Source organism: Kaistia sp. 32K (assembly GCF_016629525.1).
Lineage (GTDB): Bacteria > Pseudomonadota > Alphaproteobacteria > Rhizobiales > Kaistiaceae > Kaistia.
In genome coordinates this window covers 4,420,229-4,444,002 of the sequence record NZ_AP024269.1, presented here as the reverse complement: position 1 = coordinate 4,444,002, position 23,774 = coordinate 4,420,229, and the positions used below count along the sequence as shown (strand labels likewise).

The 23,774-nt window shown below is 68.1% G+C and carries 23 protein-coding genes; 15 read left to right on the top strand and 8 right to left on the bottom strand.

What is annotated here, in order from left to right:
* Positions 1-3 precede the first annotated feature (3 nt).
* From K32_RS20555 to K32_RS20490, 14 genes are all read left to right on the top strand, one after another.
* Positions 4-651: a bifunctional 4-hydroxy-2-oxoglutarate aldolase/2-dehydro-3-deoxy-phosphogluconate aldolase gene (locus K32_RS20555; RefSeq protein WP_201401298.1), complete on the top strand. Its 648-nt coding sequence runs from the start codon at positions 4-6 to the stop codon at positions 649-651.
* Positions 648-1,598 carry a shikimate dehydrogenase gene (locus K32_RS20550; RefSeq protein ID WP_201401297.1) on the top strand — a complete coding sequence of 317 codons (951 nt, stop codon included), beginning with the start codon at positions 648-650 and terminating at the stop codon, positions 1,596-1,598. Before K32_RS20555 ends, K32_RS20550 begins: the two co-directional genes overlap by 4 nt.
* 2 nt (positions 1,599-1,600) lie before the next feature.
* Complete coding sequence (locus K32_RS20545) at positions 1,601-2,536, top strand: NAD(P)-dependent oxidoreductase (RefSeq protein ID WP_201401296.1); 936 nt, start codon at positions 1,601-1,603, stop codon at positions 2,534-2,536.
* The gene (locus tag K32_RS20540; RefSeq protein WP_201401295.1) at positions 2,526-3,350 is read left to right on the top strand and encodes an MBL fold metallo-hydrolase; all 825 of its coding nucleotides are present in this window, start codon (positions 2,526-2,528) and stop codon (positions 3,348-3,350) included. Before K32_RS20545 ends, K32_RS20540 begins: the two co-directional genes overlap by 11 nt.
* Positions 3,351-3,605: 255 nt before the next feature.
* Positions 3,606-4,427, top strand: a complete 822-nt coding sequence (locus K32_RS20535) for a GntR family transcriptional regulator (RefSeq protein WP_201401294.1) — start codon at positions 3,606-3,608, stop codon at positions 4,425-4,427.
* Entirely contained in the window at positions 4,363-5,397 is a 1,035-nt protein-coding gene (locus tag K32_RS20530) for a BMP family protein (protein ID WP_201401293.1), read from the top strand. Before K32_RS20535 ends, K32_RS20530 begins: the two co-directional genes overlap by 65 nt.
* 32 nt (positions 5,398-5,429) lie before the next feature.
* Positions 5,430-6,974, top strand: coding sequence for an ABC transporter ATP-binding protein (locus K32_RS20525; protein WP_201401292.1), 1,545 nt, complete (start codon positions 5,430-5,432; stop codon positions 6,972-6,974).
* Positions 6,971-8,032, top strand: a complete 1,062-nt coding sequence (locus tag K32_RS20520; RefSeq protein WP_201401291.1) for an ABC transporter permease — start codon at positions 6,971-6,973, stop codon at positions 8,030-8,032. Before K32_RS20525 ends, K32_RS20520 begins: the two co-directional genes overlap by 4 nt.
* Positions 8,029-8,925 (top strand): ABC transporter permease, encoded by an 897-nt coding sequence (locus K32_RS20515; RefSeq protein ID WP_201401290.1) that lies wholly within the window; start codon positions 8,029-8,031, stop codon positions 8,923-8,925. Before K32_RS20520 ends, K32_RS20515 begins: the two co-directional genes overlap by 4 nt.
* Before the next feature lies 1 nt (position 8,926).
* Positions 8,927-9,490 (top strand): cysteine hydrolase family protein, encoded by a 564-nt coding sequence (locus K32_RS20510; protein ID WP_201401289.1) that lies wholly within the window; start codon positions 8,927-8,929, stop codon positions 9,488-9,490.
* Complete coding sequence (locus K32_RS20505; protein ID WP_201401288.1) at positions 9,487-10,392, top strand: carbohydrate kinase family protein; 906 nt, start codon at positions 9,487-9,489, stop codon at positions 10,390-10,392. The genes K32_RS20510 and K32_RS20505 overlap by 4 nt, the downstream gene beginning before the upstream one ends.
* Positions 10,389-11,171, top strand: a complete 783-nt coding sequence (locus tag K32_RS20500; protein ID WP_201401287.1) for a nucleoside phosphorylase — start codon at positions 10,389-10,391, stop codon at positions 11,169-11,171. The genes K32_RS20505 and K32_RS20500 overlap by 4 nt, the downstream gene beginning before the upstream one ends.
* A complete protein-coding gene (locus tag K32_RS20495; protein WP_201401286.1) occupies positions 11,168-11,935 on the top strand; it encodes a sugar isomerase domain-containing protein in 768 nt (255 codons plus the stop codon). The genes K32_RS20500 and K32_RS20495 overlap by 4 nt, the downstream gene beginning before the upstream one ends.
* 5 nt (positions 11,936-11,940) lie before the next feature.
* Positions 11,941-13,392: an aldehyde dehydrogenase gene (locus K32_RS20490; RefSeq protein ID WP_244669648.1), complete on the top strand. Its 1,452-nt coding sequence runs from the start codon at positions 11,941-11,943 to the stop codon at positions 13,390-13,392.
* Between the two features lie 54 nt (positions 13,393-13,446).
* On the opposite strand, the gene K32_RS20485 is transcribed toward K32_RS20490, so the two are convergent.
* Positions 13,447-14,007 carry a thioredoxin domain-containing protein gene (locus K32_RS20485; protein WP_201401284.1) on the bottom strand — a complete coding sequence of 187 codons (561 nt, stop codon included), beginning with the start codon at positions 14,005-14,007 and terminating at the stop codon, positions 13,447-13,449.
* A gap of 245 nt (positions 14,008-14,252) precedes the next feature.
* On the opposite strand from K32_RS20485, the gene K32_RS20480 reads away from it, so the two are divergent.
* Complete coding sequence (locus tag K32_RS20480) at positions 14,253-14,510, top strand: hypothetical protein (RefSeq protein ID WP_201401283.1); 258 nt, start codon at positions 14,253-14,255, stop codon at positions 14,508-14,510.
* 607 nt (positions 14,511-15,117) lie between these two features.
* Here K32_RS20480 and K32_RS20475 read toward each other — a convergent pair.
* From K32_RS20475 to K32_RS20445, 7 genes are all read right to left on the bottom strand, one after another.
* Entirely contained in the window at positions 15,118-16,740 is a 1,623-nt protein-coding gene (locus K32_RS20475; protein ID WP_201401282.1) for a glycerol-3-phosphate dehydrogenase/oxidase, read from the bottom strand.
* The gene (mtnC, locus tag K32_RS20470) at positions 16,737-17,432 is read right to left on the bottom strand and encodes an acireductone synthase (RefSeq protein ID WP_201401281.1); all 696 of its coding nucleotides are present in this window, start codon (positions 17,430-17,432) and stop codon (positions 16,737-16,739) included. The genes K32_RS20475 and mtnC overlap by 4 nt, the downstream gene beginning before the upstream one ends.
* An 8-nt stretch (positions 17,433-17,440) precedes the next feature.
* Positions 17,441-18,748 (bottom strand): S-methyl-5-thioribose kinase, encoded by a 1,308-nt coding sequence (gene mtnK / locus K32_RS20465; RefSeq protein ID WP_201401280.1) that lies wholly within the window; start codon positions 18,746-18,748, stop codon positions 17,441-17,443.
* Positions 18,749-18,773: 25 nt separating this feature from the next.
* Positions 18,774-19,589: a carbohydrate ABC transporter permease gene (locus tag K32_RS20460; RefSeq protein ID WP_201401279.1), complete on the bottom strand. Its 816-nt coding sequence runs from the start codon at positions 19,587-19,589 to the stop codon at positions 18,774-18,776.
* Entirely contained in the window at positions 19,586-20,533 is a 948-nt protein-coding gene (locus K32_RS20455; protein WP_201401278.1) for a carbohydrate ABC transporter permease, read from the bottom strand. Before K32_RS20455 ends, K32_RS20460 begins: the two co-directional genes overlap by 4 nt.
* A gap of 211 nt (positions 20,534-20,744) precedes the next feature.
* Positions 20,745-22,067, bottom strand: coding sequence for a sugar ABC transporter substrate-binding protein (locus K32_RS20450; protein ID WP_201401277.1), 1,323 nt, complete (start codon positions 22,065-22,067; stop codon positions 20,745-20,747).
* A gap of 351 nt (positions 22,068-22,418) precedes the next feature.
* Positions 22,419-23,681, bottom strand: a complete 1,263-nt coding sequence (locus K32_RS20445; protein ID WP_201401276.1) for an acyl-CoA dehydrogenase family protein — start codon at positions 23,679-23,681, stop codon at positions 22,419-22,421.
* Positions 23,682-23,774: the final 93 nt, after the last annotated feature.

Sequence of the window (23,774 nt, the reverse complement as noted above, 5' to 3'; positions counted from 1 at the left end):
CGCATGTCCATCTTCGATAGTCTTTCCGCCCATGCGGTGGTGCCGGTGATCGCTCTCGACGATCCCGCCGCCGCCATCCCGCTCGCCGACGCGCTGATCGAGGGCGGCCTGCCGGTCGCCGAGATCACCTTCCGCACGCCTGCCGCCCGCGCCACGATCGAGGCGATCGCCAAGGCGCGGCCGGAGTTGCTGGTCGGCGCCGGCACCGTGCTCGACGAGGCGCAGGTCGACCAGGCGGTCGACGCTGGCGCCCGCTTCGCCCTGTCGCCCGGCCTCGACGCCGCCGTGCTGGCGCATGCGGCCAAACGCGGCCTGCCCTTCGCGCCCGGGATCATGACGCCGACCGACCTGCAGGCGGCGCTCCGTGCCAACTGCGGAATGGTCAAATTCTTCCCGGCCATGCCGGCGGGCGGCCCGTCGATGCTGAAGAACATCGCCGCGCCGTACCTCCATACCGGCATCCGCTTCAACCCGACCGGCGGCGTCAGCATGGGCAATCTGGCCGACTGGCTGGCGCTGAAGGAGGTGGCGGCGGTCGGCGGCACCTGGATCGCGACGCGCGCCGACATCGCCGCCGGCAACTGGTCGAAGATCACCGCCAATGCCCGCGCCGCCGTGGCGCGCGTCGCCGAGATCCGGGGGAATTCATGAGCTACCAGCCCGCGACGCGGCCGACCTTCTATTTCATCGGCGTCACCACCGCGAAGTCCTCGATCATGAAGGTGTTCCCGGAATGGGCGCGCCATCTCGGTCTTGGCGATGTCGAGATGAAGGGCATCGACTTCGTGCCGCACGACACGCCGGAGCGCTACCGCGAGGCGGTCGCCTTCCTGAAGAGCGATCCGCTCTCGCTCGGCGCGCTGGTGACGACGCACAAGCTCGACCTCTTCGCCGCCTGCCGCGACATGTTCGACGAGATCGATCCGCATGCGCTGCTGATGGAAGAGACGAGCTGCCTGTCGAAGCGCGACGGCCGGCTGATCTGCCATGCCAAGGACCCGATCTCGTCCGGCCTCTCGATCGACGGCTTCCTCGCGCCGAACCATTTCGCCGATACCGGCGCCGAGCTCTTCTCGATGGGCGCCGGCGGCTCGACCATCGCGCTCACCTGGCATCTGATGCAGCGCTCGCGCGGCGCCGACCGGCCGTCGCGCATCGTCGTCTCGAACCGCTCGCAGGCCCGCCTCGACCATATCGCCGCGATCCATCGCCAGCTCGGGACCGACATCCCGGTCGAATATCGCCTGGCGCCCCGGCCGGAGGACAATGACGCGATCCTCGCCGGCATGAAGCCGGCGAGCCTCGTCATCAACGCTACCGGCCTCGGCAAGGACGCGCCCGGTTCGCCGCTGACCGACCAGGGCGTCTTTCCCGAGCGCGCCGTCGTCTGGGAGCTCAATTATCGCGGCGATCTCGTCTTCCTCGACCAGGCGCGCGCCCAGGAGGCGGCGCTGCGGCTGCAGGTCGAGGATGGCTGGACCTATTTCATCCATGGCTGGACGCAGGTGATCGCCGAAGTGTTCGACATCGAGATCCCGGTCTCGGGTCCCGAATTCGACGCGATCGCCGCCATCGCGGCGCGGGCGACGGGGCGCTGAGGATGGATCGGATCCTGATCACGCCGCGCTCGCTGTCGAGGGGCGGCCATCCGGCGCTCGCCCTGCTCGAGGCGGCCGGCTATTCGCTCGCCATGCCGGCGCCGGGCGCGATTCCCGACGAGGCGGCGCTGATCGCGGCACTCCCCGGCTGCGTCGGCTGGCTCGCGGGCGTCGAGCCGGTCAGCGAGCGCGTGCTCGAGGCGGCCGACCGGCTCCGTGTCATCAGCCGCAACGGCACCGGTGTCGACAATCTGCCGCTGCGCGCGATCGAGGATCGCGGCATCGAGCTGCGCCGCGCCGAGGGCACCAATGCGCGCGGCGTCGCCGAGCTGGCGCTCGCGCTGACGCTGGCGGGGTTGCGCCAGATCGTCTGGACGCATGAGGGCATGCGGAACGGGCAATGGCCGCGCCAGATCGGCCGCGAGATGTGCGAGGCGACCATCGGCATCGTCGGCCTCGGTGCCATCGGCGCCACGCTGGCGCAGCTCTGCCTCGATCTCGGCGCCAAGGTGCGGGGCTATGATCCCTTCGCCAATGCCGACCGCGTCGTCCATCCGAATTTTGTCCGCGTCGATCTGGATGAAGCGATCACCGGCGTCGACGCGGTCAGCCTGCATGCGCCGATGCCGGCGGACGGCCGGCCGCTGATGACCGCCGAGCGGATCGGCGCGCTGGCGCCGGCGACGGTGCTCGTCAATACGGCGCGGGCCGGCCTGGTCGATGCCGAGGCGCTGCTTCGGGCGCTCGATTCCGGCCGGGTCGCCTGCTACGCGACCGACGTGTTCGAGACCGAGCCGCCGGCTCCCTCGCTGCTGCTCGATCATCCGAAGGTGGTGCTGACCAGCCATATCGGCGGCTTCACCGATGCCTCGGTCGAGCGCTCGACCGTGCGGGCCGTCACCAATCTCCTCGACGCGCTGGCCCGCGATGCGCATTGAGCGCCAGCCGGGCTTCCCGGCTCCCGGCCGCCCTGGCCTCTTCTGGCTGGGGCAGGCCGGCTTCTGGATCGAGACGGGCCGGCACCGCATCCTCGTCGATCCCTATCTCTCGGACAGCCTGGCGAGGAAATATGCCGGAAAGGCCAACGACCATCGCCGGATGATGTCGCCGCCGATCGCAGTCGAGGCGCTGCCGCGGCCGGACCTCGTCCTCGTCACCCACGCGCATACCGACCACATGGATCCGGACACGCTGCGGCCGCTGGCGGAGCGTTTTCCGGATCTTCCCTTTGTGGTTCCAGCCGCGCGCATGGATGTCGCGCGGGAGCGTATCGGTGAGTCGGCTCATCTTATCGGCGTCGATGCCGGCGAGACTTTTGACCCTCTGGAGGGAATCACCATCACGATGTTCCCGGCGGCGCATGAGACGCTGGAGCGCGACGCGGAGCGCCGGTTCGTCTTTCTCGGCTACGGCATCCGCGCCGGTGGCTTCCGCCTCTATCATTCCGGCGACACCATCCCGTTCGACGGCCTCGCCGAGGCGGTGCGCGCCTTTCGCCCCGATATCGCGCTGCTGCCGGTCAACGGCCGCGACGCTGTGCGGCTCGCCGCCGGCATTCCCGGCAATCTGACGCTTCCCGAGGCTGTCGCGCTCGCCGGCGCTGCCGGCGCGGCGTTCCTCGTGCCGCATCATTTCGGCCTGTTCGCCTTCAACACGGCCGACGAGGCGGCGATCGACGCCGCCGTTCGCGTCGCGGCGGTGCCTCAGATCCTCAAGCCGGTCGCCGGCGAGACGCTGGCGCTGATCGGCTGACACCGTTCTACCCGCCGGCCTTTTCGCCAAAGCGCACTTCACTTCCGCATCGACAAAAAGAACCCTCGCGACCGCCTTGCCGGCGGGCGCGGGGCGTTTCCGTTTGGCCCGTTTGTTGCTGCGCCGTCGCGACGGCGCGGGCGTGGATTCCGCTGTGTCGCGGCACGGGAGAATAATTTTCGCGGCAAATCACCGGGACGGCTTGAAATCTCCAAATTCACTTGTACAGTTGACTGGACAAGTTGGGAGACACCAATGGCCGCAGGGACGAGAGATCGCGACGGACCGCTCTATCTGCAGATCGCGGATCGGCTGCGCGAGGACATCGCCTCGCTCGGCGAGGGAGCGCGGATTCCGAGCGAGCCGCAATTGGCGCGCGACTGGGGCGTCAGCCGCTTCACCGTCGCCAAGGCGGTCGAGCAGCTCGCCGACGAAGGCCTGATCACCCGCCGCCAGGGCAGCGGCACCTTCGTGGCGGCGGCGCCGCTGCGTCGCCAGCCCGGCTATCTCCTCAGCTTCACCGAGGCCGTCGAGGCCGCCGGCCACAAGGCGACGCACCAGCTGCTCGAATTCGGCGAGGCGCGCTGGCAGCCTTCGCTGCCCTATCCGGAAGGGGCCGAGCTGATCCGTCTCGACCGTCTGCGCCTGGTCGATGGCCGGGCGGTCGCGCTGCATCGCTCGGTGATCTCGGCCGAGCTCGCCCGAGAGATCGGCCTGACCCGCGAGGTCGCCGCCTCGCAGGCCTTCTCGCTCTATCGCTTCTTCGAGGAACGGGGCCTTTCGGTCCACAGCGCCACCGAGCGCCTGGTCGCCTGCGCGGCGGAACCGGAGGATCGGAAGCTGCTCAACCTCGGCGGGGACGCGGTGGTCGTCGCCGTCGCGCGTCACTCCTTTGCCGCGGACGGTACGCCGCTCGACGCGGTCAACGCTGTCTACGATGCCCGTCGCTACTCCTATGAGGCGACGCTTGTGCGGCAACCGCGGAACCACGGCCCCAACACGGAGAATGCAGATGAAAACCACCTCGATGGCGCTCGCGGCCACGATGGTCCTCGCCTCGGCCCTTGGAACGGCTAGCGCCCGGGCAGAGGACAAGCCCGTCGCCCTGATCGTCTCGCAGGGCGGCCTCGGCGACCAGTCCTACAACGACCTCGCCCATTCCGGCTTTCAGCGCGCGCTGAAGGAGACGGGGCTGGACGGCAAGGCGGTCGAGTCGAAGGAAGTGGTTTCGCAGGCGACCGAGATCCTGCGCCGCGCCTCGGATGCCGATTTCGGCCTCATCGTCGATCTCGAATATGCCCATGGCGAGCCGATGCTCGAAGTCGCCAAGGACTATCCGGACACCAAGTACGTCATCCTGAACCAGGTGCGCGAGGGCTCGAACATCGCCTCGGTGCTGTTCGAGGAGCAGGAAGGTTCCTACCTCGCCGGCACGCTCGCCGCCCTGGTGACAACAGACACCTCGATCAAGGGCATCAATGCCAAGCCGGTGATCGGCGTCATCGGCGGCACCAAGTCGGCCGGCATCGACAAGTTCATCGCCGGTTATGTCCAGGGCGCCAAGGCGGCCAATCCGGACGTCGTCGTCAAGATCGCCTATTCCAACAATTTCGGTGATCCGGCCGTCGGCCTGCAGATGGCCAAGGCGATGATCGAGGAAGGCGCCGACGTGATCTACCACGTCGCCGGCGGCACCGGCATGGGCGTCATCCAGGCGGCCAAGGAAGCCGGCGTCTACGCCATCGGCGTCGACACCGACCAGGACGGTATCGCGCCGGGCAACGTGCTCACCAGCATGGTCAAGCATTCCGACAACGCCGTCGAGGCGGTGGTGAAGGACTATGCCGCCGGCAAGTTCCCGGGCGGCAAGACGATCACGCTCGGCCTCAAGGAGAACGGCGTCGGCCTGTCGGAGATGAAGTACACCAAGGAGCTCATACCGGCGCCGATCCTCGAGAAAGTCGAGGCGGCCAAGCAGGACATCCTCTCCGGCAAGATCAAGGTCTGGAACGTCGTCGACCAGGGCTATCCGGACTTCCTGAAGTAAGCGCTTTCCACTCGTAAGGACGGTCCATGTCGATGGATGAGTTTCAGCCGGACACGACGATCCGCCTGGGGGCGCAGGGCGTCACCCGACGGTTCGGCGCGCTGGTCGCCAATGACGGCATCACCTTCCGCGCCCGTCGCGGAACCATCCATGCCATCGTCGGCGGCAACGGCGCCGGCAAGTCGACGCTGATGCGCATCCTGCAGGGCATGGACCGCCCGGACGAGGGCGTCGTCCTCGTCGACGGCATGCCGACCGTCTTCTTCGGCCCGGCCGATGCCTTTTCGAAGGGCATCGGCATGGTGCACCAGGAATTCATGCTGGTGCCGGGGCTGACGCTCTTGGAAAACCTGGTGCTGGCGCAGGAACCGCTCGACGGCCTGCGCCGCATCGACCGCAAGAAGGCCCTCGACGCCGCGCGAAAACTGGAGCGCGAGGCGGGCGTCACGCTCGACTGGGACATGCCGGTCGACGACGCGCCGGTGCATGTGCGCCAGATCGTCGAGATCCTGCGCCTGCTCTATCGCGGCGCCGACGTGCTTATCCTCGACGAGCCGACGGCGGTGCTGGCGCCGGCGCAGGTGCAGGAGCTGATCGTGCTCCTGCGCAAGCTGCGCTCGGAGGGTCGCACCATCCTCTTCATCAGCCACAAGCTGGACGAGGTGATGGCGCTCGCCGACGAGATCACCGTCATCCGCACCGGCAAGGTCATCGGCGCGCTTTCCGCCGCCGAGACCAACAAGGCGGCGCTGGCCGAAATGATGATCGGCGAGATCCTGAGCCGCCCGAACGCCCGGCCGAGCACGGTCGGCCGCAAGGTGCTCGAACTCAGCGGCCTCGCCGCCATGGACGCCCGTCGCGTATTGCGGCTGAAGGAACTCGATCTCGATGTCCGCGCCGGCGAGATCGTCGGCATCGCCGGCGTCGCCGGCAACGGCCAGGACGAACTGATCGCCGCCGTCACCGGCCTCGGCCGGATCGAGCGCGGCACGGTCAAGCTCGACGGCCAGGACGTGACCAAGCTCGGCCTGCGCGCCCGGCGTGAGCTGGGCCTCTCCTATCTGAGCCCGGACCGCGCGGCGGAGGGGCTCTGCCTTCCGGCGCCGATCGCGGAAAACCTGATCGCCGGCCGGCATCGCTCGCCGGATCTCTGCAAGGGCGGCGTCCTGCAGAAGCGCGCCATCAAGCGCCATGTCGAAACCCTGCTCGACCGCTTCTCGGTCAAGCGGGCCTCGTCGGCGCTGCCGATCTCCAGCCTGTCGGGCGGCAACCAGCAGCGCGTCGCCATGGCGCGCGAGCTCGACGGCGGCCCGAAGCTGCTCGTCGCCTGCCAGCCGACGCGCGGCGTCGACATTCGCGGCATCGCCTTCATCCACCAGTGCCTGCTCGATTATCGCGAGGGCGGCGGGGCGGTTCTGGTCATTTCGGAGGAACTCGATGAACTCATCGCGCTGTCGGACCGCATCGTCGTGCTCTATGACGGCCGCGTCACCGGCGAAGTGGCGCGCGGCTCGGCCAGGGTCGAGGAGCTCGGCCGCATGATGCTGGGCGAACACCGCCAGGAGCACGCCGCATGAGCGCCGTCGCTTCCTCCGCCCGGGCGACCCCGGCGGTCGGCTGGCGCGACGTCGCGCTGGCGGTCGCGCCGCTGGTGCTCGCCCTCGTCGTCGCCGGCATCGTGCTCGGCGTCGCCGGCCACAACCCGCTCGAAGTCTACTGGCTGCTGCTCCAGGAATCCTTCGGCGGCGTCAAGCGCATCGCCGCGACGGTGGCCGCCTCGACGCCGCTGATCCTGACCGGCCTCGCCACCGCCGTCGCGTTTCGCTCGGGTGTCTTCAATGTCGGCGTCGAGGGCTGCGTCCTCGTCGGCGGCCTCGCCGCTGCCTATGTCGGCTTCACCTATGTCGGCCTGCCGGCCGCGCTGCTGCTCCCCTTCGCGCTCGGCGCCGCCGTGATCGCCGGCACGCTCTGGATGCTGGTGCCGGCGCTCCTGAAGGCGCGGCTCGACGTCGACGAGGTCGTGACGACCCTGATGCTGAACTTCATCGCGGTCAGCCTCACGGCGTGGCTGGTGAACGGCCCGCTGCTGGCGCCGGGATCGGCCAATTCGGCGACGCCGATGGTGGCGGAAGCCGCACGCCTGCCGCGCCTGCTGCCACCCTCGACGCTGAACGCCGGCTTCCTGATCGCCATCGCTTTGCTGGTGCTCTACTGGCTCTGGGGTCGCGGCACGGCGCTCGGGCTCGAGACCCGGCTCGCCGGCCTGAACCCGCGCTTCGCCATCGCGTCGGGCATCAACGTGCCGATGCTGATCATCAAGATGATGCTGCTCTCGGGCGCCATTGGCGGGCTTGCCGGCGGCATCCAGGCGCTCGGGACCGTCAACCGCTTCGTCGTCGGCTTCTCGCCCGGCTACGGCTTCACCGGCATCGCGGTGGCGCTGCTCGGTCGCGGCTCGGCGATCGGCATCCTGCTCGCCGCGCTGCTCTTCGGCGCGCTGGCGACGTCCGGCGCCACCATCCAGCTCTTCAGCGACGTGCCGATCGAGATCGTCAACATCCTGCAGGGAACGGTGATGATCTTCGCGGTCGCCCGCTTCGGCTGGCTCCTGAAACAGCGGCAGGGCGGCAAATGATCGACAACATCATCCACGCGGCCTTCGTGATGACGACGCCGATCCTGCTCGCCGCCCTCGGCGGGCTGGTGAACCGCGTCGCCGGCCTCGTCAATATCGGTCTCGATTCCATGATGCTGGCCGGCGCGCTGGTCGGGCTGATGGTGGCCTCGCAGACGGGAAGCTGGCCGGCGGCGCTCGTCGCCGCCGCCCTCGTCGGCGGCCTGCTCGGCCTTTTGATGTCGCTCACCGTCACCAGGCTGCAGGCGAACGAGATCATCGTCGGCCTTGGCTTCAACATCGCCGTCGCCGGGCTGGTGCGCTTTTTCCTGAAGAGTTGGTACGGCACATCGGGCACGCTGAGCCTTCCCGACGTCGCCATGCTGCCGCGCATCCATATCCCGGTCGTCGCAGACATTCCCATCCTCGGCGCGATCTTCTCCGACCATGATCCGCTCACCTGGGCCGCGTGGCTGCTGGTGCCGGTCACGGCGTGGTTCCTCGCCAGCACGCGCATGGGGCTTCGGCTCCGCGCCGCCGGCGCGGCGCCGCAGGCGGCCCGCGCCCTCGGCCTCAACCCGCTCAACCTGCGCGACGCCTCGACCGTCTTCGCCGGCGCAATGTCGGGTCTCGCCGGCGCCTATCTCTGCATCGGCGTCGTCGGCATCTTCAACGAAGGCATCACCGCCGGGCGCGGCTTCCTGGCGCTCGCCGCCTTCTATTTCGGCCGCAACCGGCCCTGGCCGACGGCGCTCGGCGCGCTGCTGTTCGGCCTGTTCGACGCGATCCAGATCCGCCTGCAGGGCCGGGGCCTGCCGGCCGAGCTGGTGCAGACGCTGCCCTACGTGATGGTCATCGTCATCCTCACCCTGGTCGCCATCACAATGAAGCGTGCGCGGAACAAAGGAGCCTGAATTGGTCGATAATCAAAAGACCGCGCTCATCCTCGTGGATGTCATCAACTCGTTCTTCGAGCCCGGCCAGCCGAACTATTATGCCGGCGTCGAGACCGTGCTGGAGCCGATGCGGGCGCTGCTCGAAGCGGCGCGGAAATCGGGCGGGATCGTCGTGCACGCGGTCGAGAAGCACCGGCCGGCATTCGACGATTTCGAATGGCGCAAGCTCCCCGTCCATCATCTCGAAGATGCGCATGACGCCGCCTTCTTCGCCGATTTTCGCCCCGAGGGCCCGAACGAGACGACCATCTTCAAGCGCCGCTTCAGCGCCTTCTTCGCCACCGATCTCGCGCTGTTCCTGCACGAGCAGAAGGTGACGCGCGTCGTCATCGCCGGCGTCAAGACCAATGTCTGCATCCGCGCTTCGGCGCAGGACGCCTTCGCCAACGGCTTCGAGCCGGTGGTGCCGCGCGAGGCGACCAATTCCAACCGGCCGCATCTGGCCGAGGCCTCGCTGGAGGACATTGACCGCTATATGGGCCGAGTCGTGCCGCTTGAAGAAGCGCTCGGGATGCTGGCATGACCACCATCGCCATCACCGGCTTTGCCAGTCTCGACCATGTCGCTGTTCTCGACGGGTCGCCGCAGGCGGGCCGGACGACGACCATCCTGCATCGGCCGGAGGACGCCTGGCCGCGCCTCGGCGGCGGACCCGCCTTCGTCGCCATGGCGCTTGTCGCCGACGGCGTCGCGCAGGCGGTCCCGGTCAGCTGGATCGGCGACGACGCGGCGGGCACGGCCTATCGCGACCAGCTCGCCGCGCGGGGCGTGCCGGGCCGGGGGCTCGACGCCGTCGCCGGCGCGCGCACGCCGGTCTCCGTGCTCGCCTATGAGCCCGATGGCGGCTGCATCTGCCTCTACGATCCCGGCATTCCTCCCGGCCTGACACTCTCGCCGGCGCAGCGTGAACTGGTCGGCACGGCCGACTGGGTCTGCGTCACCATCGGCCCGGCCGCCGTCAACGACGCCGTGCTCGACGCGATCCGTCCCGACACGCGCCTCGCCTGGATCGTCAAGCACGACCCGCGCGCGATGTCGGTGGCGCAGGCCGCCCGCTTCGCCGCCCGCGCCGACCTGATCTGCTTCAGCCATGCCGAGGCCGCGTTCGTGCAGCAAGCGCTGACCGAGGCCGACGCGGCCCGGCCGGGCCAGACCCTGATCGAGACGCGCGGCGGCGCCGGCGCGGCGATCACCCGGGACGGCCAGTCGGTCACCGTCTCGGCCGAGCCCATCTCCGTGACCGATCCGACCGGCGCCGGCGACAGTTTCGCCGGCGGCGTGCTGGCCGCGCTCGCCAAGGGCGAAACCGATCTTGCTGCCGTCGTGCGCTCCGGCCATGCCGCCGCGCGCCGGCTGCTTCTGGGGCGCCAGACTTCCGAAAATGCGCGCCAGACTTCTGAAAATGAAAGTGCATTGAGAGAATGACCAAGCAAGACGAAAAGACCAACACCGCCTGGTACATCGGCGCGAAGCGCGATCAGGTCGGCAGCGGTGCCATTCTCGTCGGCGATCCCGCCCGCATCGGCCGCATCGCCGAGCACCTCAGCGATGTCGAGTTCTTGCCGGAGAACCGGGGCCTGCGCACCGTCACCGGCACCCGCAACGGCCAGCGCATCACCGTCAGCGCCTTCGGCATGGGCGCGCCGATCGCGACCATCGTCCTGCACGAGCTCTTCGCGCTCGGCGTCCGCAGCTTCCTGCGTATCGGCACCGCCATGGCCGTGCCGCCGGCGAAGCTCGGCGATTTCGTGCTGGCGGACGGCGCCCTGCGCGCCGAGGGCACGTCGAACACCTATGCGCCGCTCGGCTTCCCGGCCATGGCCGATTTTGAGCTGAACACGACGCTGCGCCAGCAGCTTGGCCGTTCGGGCCGCACCTGGCACGCCGGCGTCTACGGCACCTATGACGGCTTCTATACCGAGATGTTCGGCCTCTCCGGCCAGAGCCGGGCGATGATCGACACGCTGAAGCAGGACATCCAGCGCCTCGGCCTGATCGGCACGGACATGGAGACCTCGGCGCTCTTGGTCGCGGCTCGCGTGCTCGGCGCCAGCGCCTCGACGCTCTGCGTCGCCACCGTCGACGCCTTTACCCAGGAGAAGATCGACGACGCCTCCATGGCCGTCGCCGAGCGCGAACTGTTCGAGGTCGCGCTCGACTCGATCGCCGCATTTGCAACGAAGAAGAACGAGGTGACGTCATGACGTCGATGGTCGACCGCTATTTCAACAATCTGGCCGAGCGGCTCGAAAGGGTCCGCACGACCCAGGCCGCGGCCATCGAACAGGCGGCGGAACTCTGCGCGGCGAGCCTCGCCGCCGACAAGCTCGCCTTCACCTTCGGCACCGGCCACGGCGCGCTGCCGGCTCTCGAAAGCTTTCCGCGCACCGGCACGATCACCGGCTTCCGGCCGATCGTCGAGAGCACGATGATCTCGTTCCACCGCGTGCTCGGCGACATGGGCGCGCGGCAGTATCGCTTCATCCATGCCGTCGAGGGCTATGGCAAGGCGATCCTGAACTCGCACCAGCTCGACCCGCTCGACACGATGGTGCTGTTCTCGCATTCCGGCATCAACGCGGTGATCCTCGACATCGCGCTGGAGTGCAAGGCACGCGGCATGAAGGTGGTCGGCGTGACCTCGCTGCCGCATTCGAGCGTCACCCCCTCGCGCCACTCCTCCGGCAAGCGCCTGTTCGAGGTGGCCGACGTCGTCATCGACACCGGCATTCCGAAGGCGGACGCCTCGCTTGTGATCGAGGGCCTGGAGCATCCGGTCGGCGCCAATTCGACCAGCGTCACCATCGCGATCGCCCATGCGATCGTGGCGACGACGGCCGAGAAGCTGGTGCAGCAGGGCATCCAGCCCTTCGTGATGGTGAACCCCAACACGACCAGCAAGGCGGAAGCCAACGCCCAGAACGACCGCAACTACGAGGAACTGTGGCGGAGGCTGAAGTCGCGATGAGCACAATGGAACGAGGACTTTTCATCGGCGGCGCCTGGCGCGACGCGGTGAACGGCGAGCGGATCGAGATCCGCGATCCGGCGACCGGCGAGTTGGTCGGCTCCAGCGCGCTGGCGTCGCGGGCGGATGTCGACCTCGCCGTCGCCGCCGCCGGCCGCGCGCTGCCCGCCTGGGCCGCCATGCACGCCGACCAGCGGGCAAAAATCCTGCACCGCGCGGCGGATCTCGTCGCCGAGCGCATCGACGCGATCGCCGCGACGCTGACGCGCGAGCAGGGCAAGCCGGTGCCGGATTCGAAGAAGGAGATCGGCTTCGGCATCGAGGTGATCCGCTATTACGCGGAGGAGGGCCGCCGTATCGGCGGTTCGCTCCGGCCCTCGTCGCGGCCCGACATCAAGAGCATGGTGACGACGGCTCCGGTCGGTGTCGTCGGCGCCATCGTGCCGTGGAACTATCCGGTCGATCTCTATTGCTGGAAGATCGCTCCGGTGCTGGCGGCGGGCTGCACGCTCGTCGCCAAGCCGCCGCACGAGACGCCGCTGGCGATCGGCATGGTGGTGCAGTGCTTCGTCGACGCGGGCGTGCCGGAAGGCGTCGTCAACGACATCCCGGGCACGGGGCCGGAAGTCGGCGCCGCACTCGCCGAGCATCCGGATATCCGGATGATCACGGCGACCGCCTCGGTACCGGCCGGCCAGTCGATCATGCGCGCCTCCGCCGGCACGCTGAAGCGCCTGTCGCTGGAGCTCGGCGGCCAGAGCCCGTTCGTCGTGCTCGACGACGCCGATCCGGTCGAGGCGGCGGCGGCCGCCGCGCGCCGCTCCTTCTCCAACATGGGCCAGATCTGCATCGCGGTGAACCGCATCCTGGTCTCGAAGGGGATCCACAAGGACTTCGTCGAGGCGCTGGTCGCCGAGACGCGGAAGATCAAGCTCGGCAATGGCAGCCTGCCCGGCGTGCTCTACGGCCCGATGCTGCATGAGGGCGTGCGCCAGCGCGTGACGACCCACGTGGCCGATGCCGTCGCCAAGGGCGGCAAGCTGCTCGTCGGCGGCCGGATCCCGGAGGGCGAGGAATATGCCAACGGCTTCTTCTACGAGCCGGCCCTCGTCGACAACGCCCCGGACGACGCGCTGGCGCTGACGGAGGAAACCTTCGGCCCGCTCGCGGCGATCCGCCCGGTGGCGGATGACGCCGAGGCGCTCCGCGTCGCCAATGCGCTGCCCTATGGACTCGCGGCTTACGTCTATTCGCGCGATCTGGAACGGGCCTGGGCGCTCGCTGACCGGATCGAGGCGGGGGCGATCGGCGTCAACGTCAACGACACGACGGAACTGCAGGCGCCGTTCGGCGGCTGGAAGATGAGCGGCATGGGCCGCGAGCTCGGACCGGAAGGCCTCGCGGCGTTCCGCGAATCCAAGCACATCAAGATGCGGGTGCGCCCGCTGGCGGTGTAGGCCGCCCGCTCCGGGAGGGGCCTCGCGGCCCCTCCCGAACGCAATTGTTGCAGGCTAGGCCGGCAGCAGCTTCGATACCCAGCTCGAAACCTCGTCGCCGCTGCCGATGTCGGGCTGCACCAGCCCGTCGATCAGGAAGGTCGGCGAGACGTGGATGCCGTTCTGGCGCGCATATTTGCAGTGCCACTTGATCTCGCGGTCGAGATCCGGAATTGCGAAGGCCTTCTTCAGCTTCACGCCGCTATAGGCTTCCAGCCGCTCGATGATCTGGTTCGGCGTCGCGTCGAGGTTCGGCCCGCCGGCGTGGTGCGTGAACTCGAATTCCTCGCGATGCGCGCCGATCGCGGCGATCACCTTCTTCGCCGTCTCCTTGCCGCCTTCCAGCGTCGATGCCGCGATAATGCAGCGGACGAGCACGCCGGAATACATGTGCCAGGGCTGCGACTGCAGGCGGAGCTTGATCGTGATCCGGTCGGCGCCGGCCTCGGCCAAGAGCGTGTCGAGCTTGTTGAAGGCGCGGACGGAATAGGGGCAGGTGGGCTCGAGGAAAACCTCGAAGACGCGGGAACCCGTTCCCCAGACGAGGGGATCGGCGCGCCACGGACTTGCTGTCATGAGATTACCTTTTGGGACTGGTAGACGGGCAGGCACTTCCCCGAGCCTAGGACATCGGATCTCGAAAGGCATGCAGGATTGTGAAGGGCCCGCAGGATTTGGCTCTCGCCGGCCCGCCGGATGTGTGGGTTGCGCCCGCGGCGTCGGGATCGGCCTTCCCGCCGGAGCGCAAACTGCGTAGGAGAGCCCCGGGGTCGGGCAGAAGCAACCTCATCCATGATTCCCAGAAAGCTGCGGAGACAGACATGTCGGACAAGACGGAAGCCGAACTCGACACGGACTTCGAGGAATTCGAAGGCGACCATTTCCAGGTCACGATCACCGTCGACGTGATCGCCAGCAACCGGACCGAGGCGGCGATGCTCGCCTACTGGTCGCTGAACGACGAGCTGCCGGATACCTTCGACGTGAAGGATGCCGAAGGGGTCTCCGAGGAGATCACCCTGACGGAAGAGCAGAAGGAAGAGGCGCTGGCGGACGAGCTCGAGCTCGACGTCCTCTGAGCCTCCTGGAGTGCAGGGAGCCGGTCCGGTACGTCCGGGTCGGCTTCCTGAAGTACTACCGCCGCATCTGCGGTGCTTCCATGCAGCCCACGGCCCATGGGCAGGGCACCGTCGCCCCGGCGAAGGCCGGGGCCCATGAACACTGGCCAGGAAAGATTGGCCCAGCCTATCGGCCATAGGCCGGTGTGTCTGGATCCCGGCCTTCGCCGGGATGATGGCGGAGGGTGGCGCGATCCGATCCGCTCGATGAGGGCGATGTTGCCCCTTCGCCTCTCGCCTCGTCTTTGCAGGAAACCCACCTCATCATGCTGAGGAGGCCCGCAGGGCCGTCTCGAAGCACGCAGAGAGACCGTGCGTCCTTCGAGGCCCGAGCTGCGCTCGGGCACCTCAGATGATGGAAATCGAGCGCTGCATGACGGCCTACAATTTGAGAATGAGATCTCGACGTCCTGAACCCTCCCCTTGAGGGAGGGTCAAGACCGCCTGTCGGCGGTCTTGGGGAGGGGGTCTTCGTCGGATTTGCCGCGAGCGGTGCGAAGTCCCCCTCCCGAAAACGCGAAGGGCGTTTTCGACCTCCCCTCAAGGGGGAGGTTCAAGAAGGCCGGCGCTACCGCCGCTTGTCGAGGATGGCCGCGATCCGCGCCGTCAGCGCCTCCAGCTCGCTCCCGCGGAAAAACTGGTCGCTGCGCCGGCGGAGGATGTCTTCCACTGTCGCGGCGAGTTCCGCTTCCGCGAAGAAGGCGATCTCGCCGCGCGTCAGGCGGCCGTCGGCCGAGACCGGCTCCGCGCCCTCGCTCCGGATCCATTCCGCTACCCGCGTCGCGCGGCTGCCATAGGTGTCGGCAAGGCGTTCGGCGAGGCCGGTGTCGAGCCCGCTCGCCATCAGCTCCCGGACGATATCGGCGCGCTGAAAATTCCGGCCGCCGCCGATGGCGAGATGCGCGGTCGAAAGCGTGCGGGCCCGGCCGAGTTCTGCGAGCACGGCGTCAGCCGCGTCTTCCGCCATGCGGCGGAACGTCGTCCATTTGCCGCCGATGATGGTGACGAGCGGCAGGCCCGTCGGCTGATGCCGGAAGATGGCGTGGCTGCGGCTGCGGCTCGCGAGATCGGCCGTGGTCGATTTCACCAGCGGCCGCACGCCGACCAGGCGCGCGACGATGTCGGCGCGGGTGAGGCCATGGCCGGGCAGGGCGGCGGCGAGCGCGTCGAGCAGATATTGCTCGTCCGCCGCGTCGATCCCCGCTTGGTCGGGATCGTCGCAGGCGAATTCGTTGGTGCCGAGCAGAAGGCGGTTCTCGCCGAGCCGGTAGAGCACGCAGAGCCGGCGTTTGGCCGGGTCGGCGTTGTGGTCCTCGAAGAAGAAGAGATCGTCCCCGAGCGCCCTGGCGATCGAGGGCGCCTCCAGCACGACATGGATGCCGGCGACGCCGCCGGTCATGCGCTCGCTGATGTCGAAGAGCGCCGCGATCTTGTCGGCATGCGCGCCGCCGGCATTCACCGCGACGCCGGCCTCGACGGCGAACCGCGTGCCGGTCCGCGTGTGTTCGAGCGTCAGCCGGTTTCCTTCGGCGGCGACGAGCCGGCAATAGTTCAGCGCGGCCGAGCGGTTGCCCGCCGCGACGCCGTCCTCGACGAGCTCGACGGCGATCCGCTCCGGCGCGTGGATGCGGCCCTCATAGGTCCAGACCACCCCGGCGACCTCTGGCCCGAGATAGGGAAACAGGCGGCGTGCCCGCTCGCCCATCGCCGCGCCGCCGCGCGCCATGGCGCGCCGGCTTCCCGCTAAGGCCTCGTAGAGACGGACGCCGATCCACATCGGCACGACGCCCGGCATGCCGTGGCCGGGCAATAGCTTCAGGAAGCGGAAGGGCGCGGCCAACAACCCGCCGAAGCGGCTGCGCAGCGGCAGGACCTGCCGGATCGGCCGGATGACATGCGGGGCGTTGGCAATCAGGAGATCCCGCTCGATGACCGATTCCCGCACGAGGCCGACGTCGCCGCGCTCGAGATAGCGGAAGCCGCCATGCGCGATGCGGGTCAGCGCGTTGCTGGCGCCGCTGGCGAAATCGTCGCGCTCCACCAGAAGGACGCGGAGGCCCTGCAGGGCGAGATCGCGAAAGGTGCCGGCGCCGGTGATGCCGCCGCCGATGACGACGGCGTCGAAGCGGTTGTCGGTGGCGATCTCCGCCTCCATCCGCCGCCGGTCGAGCGTCGGCAGGCCGGGGTTCAATTGGCCCTCGGTCCCAGCTCCACTTCGTCGAAGGAGCGGATTTCCGGGAAGCGCGCGTCGGGCGCCGTGTCCTCGCGCAGGACATGCACGACGGGCAGCTTGGCCGCCGTCGCTGCGACCAGCTCGCGCGGATTGTCGGAGAAGAACAGCAGCCGTTCCGGCGCGACGCCGATCGCCTCGGCAATCTTGCCATAGGAGGCCGTCTCGACCTTGGCGCCGGTGTCGGTGTCGAAATGACCGTTGAACAGGGAGCGCAGATCGCCGGCCTGGTTGAACTGGAAGAACTGCACCTGCGACTGGATCGAACCGGAGGAGAAGATGTAGAGCGGAACGCCGGCGGCGTGCCAGCGCTGGAGCGCGGCGAGCGCATCGTCGAAGATGTGGCCGGTGAAGGCGCCCTCGGCGTAGCCGTGCTCCCAGATCAGGCCCTGGATCTTCTTCAGCGGCGGCGCCTTCTTGTCCTCGGCGAGCCAGCCGAGAAGTGTCTCGACCGGGTCCTCGTCCGTGCCGGAGAGGGCGATCGTATCGGCGAGGATCTTCTGGATGACGGGATCGTCGCGGTGCTCGGCGACATAGGCCGGCAGGCGCTCGCGCAGATAGGCGTAGAGGACGTTGGTCACATGCGACTGCGAACTGATCGTGCCCTCGATGTCGAGCAGCACCACGTCCGGAGTGAAGGTCAAATGGGTCATGGGCGGGCTCAGCTCCGGGCGAGGGGATCGAGGCCGGCGCCCTCGAAGCGGGGCACCGCGTCGAGGAAGGCGCCGAGATCGGCGAAGCGGGCGGGGTTCGTCAGCACTTCGCGGGCGAAGGCCAGCGCGTTCGCCTGCATCTCGGCCCGGAGCTTGGTGTCCTCGATCACGCCGAAATCGGCGATTTGCGCGTAGGAGAGCACGCGGCGGATCATCTTGATCGCGGCGAAGGCGACGAAATCGGCGAAGATCGCGTCGACATAGTCGCGCCGAAGGGTCGCGAGGCGGGCGGCGCCGGCCGGGCCGGAGAAATGCGCCGCCGGATAGCCGTCGCCGCCGGCGTCGGGGTTTTGTTCCCAAAGGGCGAGGAATTCGCGCCGGAAGGTGTCCCAGAGCACGGCGACCTGCTCGAGCAGCCACTGGCGGTGGCTGTCGCGCTCCTCGACCGGGCGGTCATAGCCGCCCTGCGCGTACCAGTTCAGGATCAGGTTCGCCGCATAGGCGCCGAGGTCGAAGCCGATCGGGCCGAAGGTCGAGAATTCGCCGTCGATGACGCGGGTGTCGTCCTCGGTCACCATCACCGAGCCGGAATGCAGATCGCCATGCAGCAGCGCCTGGCGGTTGCTGAGGAAGGCGTTGCGATGGCGGGCGACCGCCGTCTTGAGCTCGACATCCTCGCGGAACGCCTTCGCCCAGGCGCCGAGCTCGGGCACGAAGCGGTTGCGCCAGGTCTCGAGATAGGGGTCGAGGAAGATCAGGTCGACGCTGATGCGGAGCAGCGAGTGATTGCCGGCGAAGAGGCCGATATCCTCGAACTTGCGCTCGAACGGCACGCCGAGATCGGAGGTGTGGAAAGCGGCCAGCGCGACATAGCGGCCGACATCCTCGGACGCCTTCGGGTAGCGGCGACCCTCGATCAGCTCGCCGCGCAGCACGATGTGCGGCGTGAGCTTCTCGATCACCAGGAACTGCAGGCTCGGATCGAAATGCAGCAGTTTTGGCGCGAGGGGACCTACGATTGGATCGAGCCGGCGCATGTAGCTCGCCTCGAAGAACGCCCGGTCCTCCGACAGCGGCCAGCTCTCGCCGTGATAGCGCACCCAGGGGAGCGCCTGCTTGGCGCAGATGCCGCCCTTCGGGCCATCGACGAGGAAGACCGCGTTCATGTAGCCGTCGGCGACGTCACGGATCGTCCATTGCGACGGCGCGCCGCCGAGGATCGCGGCGATCTCCGGCATGGTGTTGAGATGCGGGATGATGTCGGCCTGGGCCAGGACGCGGTAGCCGTCGGTGCGGGCGTTCAAAACTGCGGACATGGATCCTCCTGATCGCGCCTTGACATCATTTTACGCCACCATGCGCAAGACCCTCGACCAGATGCTTCTGCATCAGGAGGGCGATGGCATAGATCGGCACGATGCCGGCAAGGGAAGCGGCGGCCATCTGGCCGAAATTGACGAGCCGGTCGCCCTGGAACAGCGAGATGCCGACGGTGAGCGTGCGCATGCTGTCGGAGAGTGTCAGCCCGGACGCCAGCAGAAACTCGTTGAAGCTCAGGATGATGACGATGATCGAGGTCGCGGCGATGCCGGGCGCAATCATCGGCGCGACGATCGAGACGAGCGTGCGGAAGCGGTTCGCGCCATCGAGCGCCGCCGCTTCCTCGATCTCGGCCGGAACCCGGCGCAGGAAGGGCGCGATCAGCCAGAAGGCGACCGGGATGTTGAGGAGGCCGTTGACCAGGATCAGCCCGGCATGGGTGTTGAGGAGCCCGATCGTCTTCAGCAGGAAGAAGAAGGGGAGCAGCGCGACGATCGGCGGCGCGATGTAGCTCGCGAGCGTCGCCTGCGGCAGGAACTTCTTGCCGATGCCGAGCCGGATCATCGCATAGGCGGCGGGCAGCGTGATGGCGATGGTGAGGACGCCGGACAGCACCGAGACGACGACCGAGTTCAGGATGAAGGTCGAGAGCGACGTCGCTTCGAAGGCGGCCGGCCAGTTGGCGAGCGTCGGGTCGGTGGGCCAGAAGCGGCCCGTCAGCACGTCGTCCGGCCGTTTGAACGAGACCGAGAGCAGGTAGGCGACCGGCAGCAGGAAGAAGCCGACGGCGAGGAGGGCGGCGAACGCCTGCAGGATGCGGGTCGACGGGCGCGTCATGAATAATACTCCGACGCCCGCTTGTGCAGCCGCACGACGGGGATGGTGACGATGCCGATGACGATGGCGAAGATCAGCGTCTGGGCGGCGGCGCGGCCGACGTCGAACTGCTCGAAGGCGAGCCGCCAGATGCCGAAGGTGGCGTTGGTGGTGGTGAAGCCGGGACCGCCGAAGGTCAGCACATAGACGAGGTCGAACAGCTTGAAGCCGATGATCAGCTTCAGGAGGAAGATCGAGGCGAGGGGGGCGGCGACCAGCGGCAGGATCACATGGCGGAGCCGCTGCCAGGGGCCGGCGCCGTCGATCTGCGCCGCCTCGCGCACGCCGTCCGGCAGGCTGACCAGTGCGGCGAAGCAGAGGATCGTCACGAACGGCACCCACTGCCAAAGATCGGCGACGCCGATCGAGAGCCAGGCCGGAACCGGGCTGGCCAGGAACGACATCGGTTGGTCGATGACGCCCCACGAGAGCAGGATGCCGTTCAGCAGGCCGCCGGAGGGCGCGAGTATCAGCTTCCAGGCGATGCCGACCATCACCGGTGGCGTCATCAGCGGCAGCAACACGAGGGTGAGCAGGTAGCGGCCGGCCTTGAGCAGGGCGACGAACAGGCTCGCCAGCGCGAAGCCGATGACGAGCTCGACGATCGCCGACGAGAAGGCGAAGAGGACGCTCTTCAACACGGCGCTGTGGAAATTCGGGTCGAACAGCGCCCGGGTGATGGGCTTCAGGCCGACAAAGGCGCCGAACGGCTTGCCGAGCGTGCTTTTGGTTAACGCGAGGCTAACAAGAAAGATCGTGGGATAGACCGTCGTCACGATCAGCGAGAACACCAGCGGCGCGACCCAGAGCGCGTTCCGCCAGTCGCGCGGCGAGACGGAGGCTTTCTCCGGCGCGGCGGCAAGACGGCCTCTTCCGGCTCGTTCGGCCTCAGGGATGCTGGTCATGCTTGTCCTCTGGCGGGCGAGGCGCTTCAAGCCGCCCAGCTGCGATCCTGCGTTGGCGACGCCGGACCCGGATGGCACGGCGACGGTCGCGACGCCATTAGCATGCTCTGTCACAAAAGAAAGATCCCACCCGCCGGAGCGGGTGGGCATGCTCTGCCAAAAACGAGGATCCCGGCCGCCAGGGCGGACGGGATCCCGTCAAATCAACGACTTACTCGGCGAGGATCTGCTGCCACTGGGCGTGGGCGTCCTTGATCGCCTCTTCGGCGGTCTTGGTGCCGGCGAGCGCCAGCGCCAGCTCGTCGGCGAGCGCCTGCTGCAGCTTCGGCGAGGCAGGCGTCGTCGGCCAGGGCAGGCTCTGGCCGAGCGCGTTCGAAAGCGCTTCCTGCACCTGCGGCGCGAAGGCCTTGTACTTCTCCGAGGACAGCACCGACTGGCGGGCCGGATCGATGCCGCTGCCGGACAGGAGCACCAGCTCCTCCTGGTATTCCGGGCTGGTCGCGAACTTGACCAGCTGCCAGGCGGCGTCCTTCTTGGTCGAACCGGACGACACGCCGAGCGCGAAGCCGGCGTTGAGCGCCAGGCGCGGCTGGGTGTTGCTGCCGCCGACCGGGATCTGCGTCACGCCCCACTTGTCGACGATCTGCGAGCCCTTCGGATCCTGGGCGTAGACGCCGAGATCGCTCCAGAACTCGATGAAGCCGACCTTGCCGCCGAGGAAGGCCGGCAGGCCCTCTTCGAAGCGGGTCTCGAGCGGCGTCGGCAGCGCAGCGGGACCCGCGGCGACGAGCGCCTTCGCGGCGGCGACCGCCGCCTCGCTGTCGAGCGCCGAGGTGCCGTCGTCGTTCAGGAACTTGCCGCCGAAGCCGGCGAGGCGGTTGGCGTAGCTCGAGCCGATGATGATCGGCGCCTTGCCGCCGAGCACGGCCGCGCCATAGATGCCGTTCTTGGATTCGGCCGCGGTGATCTTCTCGATGGCCGCCTGATACTCTTCCCAGGTCTTCGGCACGGCGACGCCGTTCCGGTCGAGGATCTCCTTGTTGTAGAACAGGAGATGCGCGTCGCCGTCATAGGGCAGGCCGTAGCGCTTGCCGTCCTGCAGCGTGTAGGCGTCGTAGACCAGCGGCAGGAAATCGTCCGGCTTGACCTCGGCCTTGTCGCGCTCGATCCACTCGGTCACGTCGGCGATCACGCCATCGTCGGCGAGCTGGCCCTTGGTCGGATACCAGTAGTCGACGACGTCGAACTCGTTGACGCCGGACTGGACGTCGAGCGTCGCCTTGGCCTGGATCTGGTCGTAGGGAACGACGGTGACGTTGACCTTGGCGCCGGTCGCGGCCTCGAAATCCGCCGCCAGCTTGTTGCCGGACACGGTGTGCGGCTGGATGACGAGCAGGTTCAGGCTCTGCCCGGCCAGCGGCTTGTCGGCGGCGAAGCCGGCGCTCGCCAGCAACGGCAGCATGGCCGCGGCGGCCGCGCCCTGAATGAATCCGCGACGGCTGACGCCGCCCCACACGTTTCGCGACCGCGACATCGGCTTGTCTCTCCTGCTCGCCCGTCCTCCGATATGGGGACCGGCCTCATCTCATGGTTGAAGTTTCCCGATTCCACCCAATATCGTCGAAGCATTAAATTCTAATGCAGAACGACAATAAGGATTATTTTCTATAATTCTCAATTCTAAGTGATTTTGGGCACGACTTCGGCGCCGGGCGGTTAGCTCAGGAGGCTTTTATTCCGCAAGGCCCGGCTCGGCGGGCAAGGCGTAGCGGGTGCGCTTCCGGAGCGCCGGGAGGGAACTGGCAGCTTGCCGCGAGGCCGTCGCCAGTTCCGGGATCGATCCGTGCTGTCCGATCGAAGCCAAGGCGCGGAGAGCGCCGGCCGATCAGGCCGCTTCGGTCGAGCGGGCGGCTTCCTGGTTCGGAAGCACGCCGACATCGTCGCCCGCTACGAACAGCGGCGGCAGGGTTCCGTTCAGCAGATAGTCGCCGATGACCCGGGCCTTGTAGAGGTGCGGGTTGTGCGAGGAGAGCGCGCGAGCGTTGCGCCAATGCCGGTCGAGCCCGGTGTTCGCGTCGATCGCCGAGGCGCCGAGCGCGTCGAACAGCTCGGTCGCGGCGCCGAGAACCAAGGGAACCAGCGTCACCTGGGCCGACGAGATGGCGAGATCGGCCTGGATATAGGCCTCCTCCGTCGCCGGCGCATGTTCGCCATGCTGGTTCCACAGCAGCCAGGCGTCCTGGATCGACGCGGCGGCGCCGAGCACGATGGAGCGGGCGGCGTTGGCGGCCGCGCCGATCTTGCCGACCTGCGTCTGGATGATCGGATCGTGGCGCGGCAGGCCGCCCGGACCGGTGTAATAGACGCGCTGGCGGCCGGCGACCTTCTCCGTGACGTCGCGCGCCGTGGCGGCGGCGACGCCGGCGAGGGTTGCGAGATGCACCAGCTGCGCGAAGCCGCTTCCCGAGCGCGACGTCCGCTTGCCGTGCTCCGAGAGCTCGTCGGCATAGACGACAACGTCCTCGAAGATCGTCGTGCCGGTCGCCGTCAGGCGCTGGCCGAAGCCGCCCCAGTCGTCGACCAGCGTCACGCCCGGCCGGTCGGCCGGCACGATGGCGGTGATGCGGTCGCCCTTGTGGTCGACGGCGACCACCGGGATCCACTGCGAATAGAGGCTGCCCGTCCCGTAGGCCTTGCGGCCGTTCAAGCGGAAATTGCCGTCGGCATGCGGCACGACGCGGGTGCGCACCTCGCCGATCGCCGGACCCGGCGCCTCGGTCGTCGCGTTGCCGAACAGTTCGCCGCGCGCGACGCGCTCGATCCAGACCTTCTGCTTTTCAAGCTCCGAGTCGAGGACGATGCGCTCGACGCGAGAAAAGTGCAGCCGCAGCGATTGCGGGATGTTGGAATCCGCCGCCGCCAGCTGGATCAGCAGGTCGAACAGCTGCACGACCGAGGCGCCATAGCCGCCGAGTTCGACCGGAACCCGCAACGCGCCGAACTTCTTCTCGCGAAGCCAGCCGATCTGCTCGAACAGCAGGGTGCGATTACGCTCCCGCGCGGCCGCGTCCTTCCGGATCTCATCGAAAATCGGATTGAATATGTTCAGGAGATCGCTGGAACTATATTCCGTGATCGTCGATGCCATGGCTGATGTCCTTTGTCTTTTCGGCCGGCGCGTCGCTTGCGCGGCCGATACTCTGTTCGGAAGTCTGGATGGGATGACGGGTCGGCCGGAATA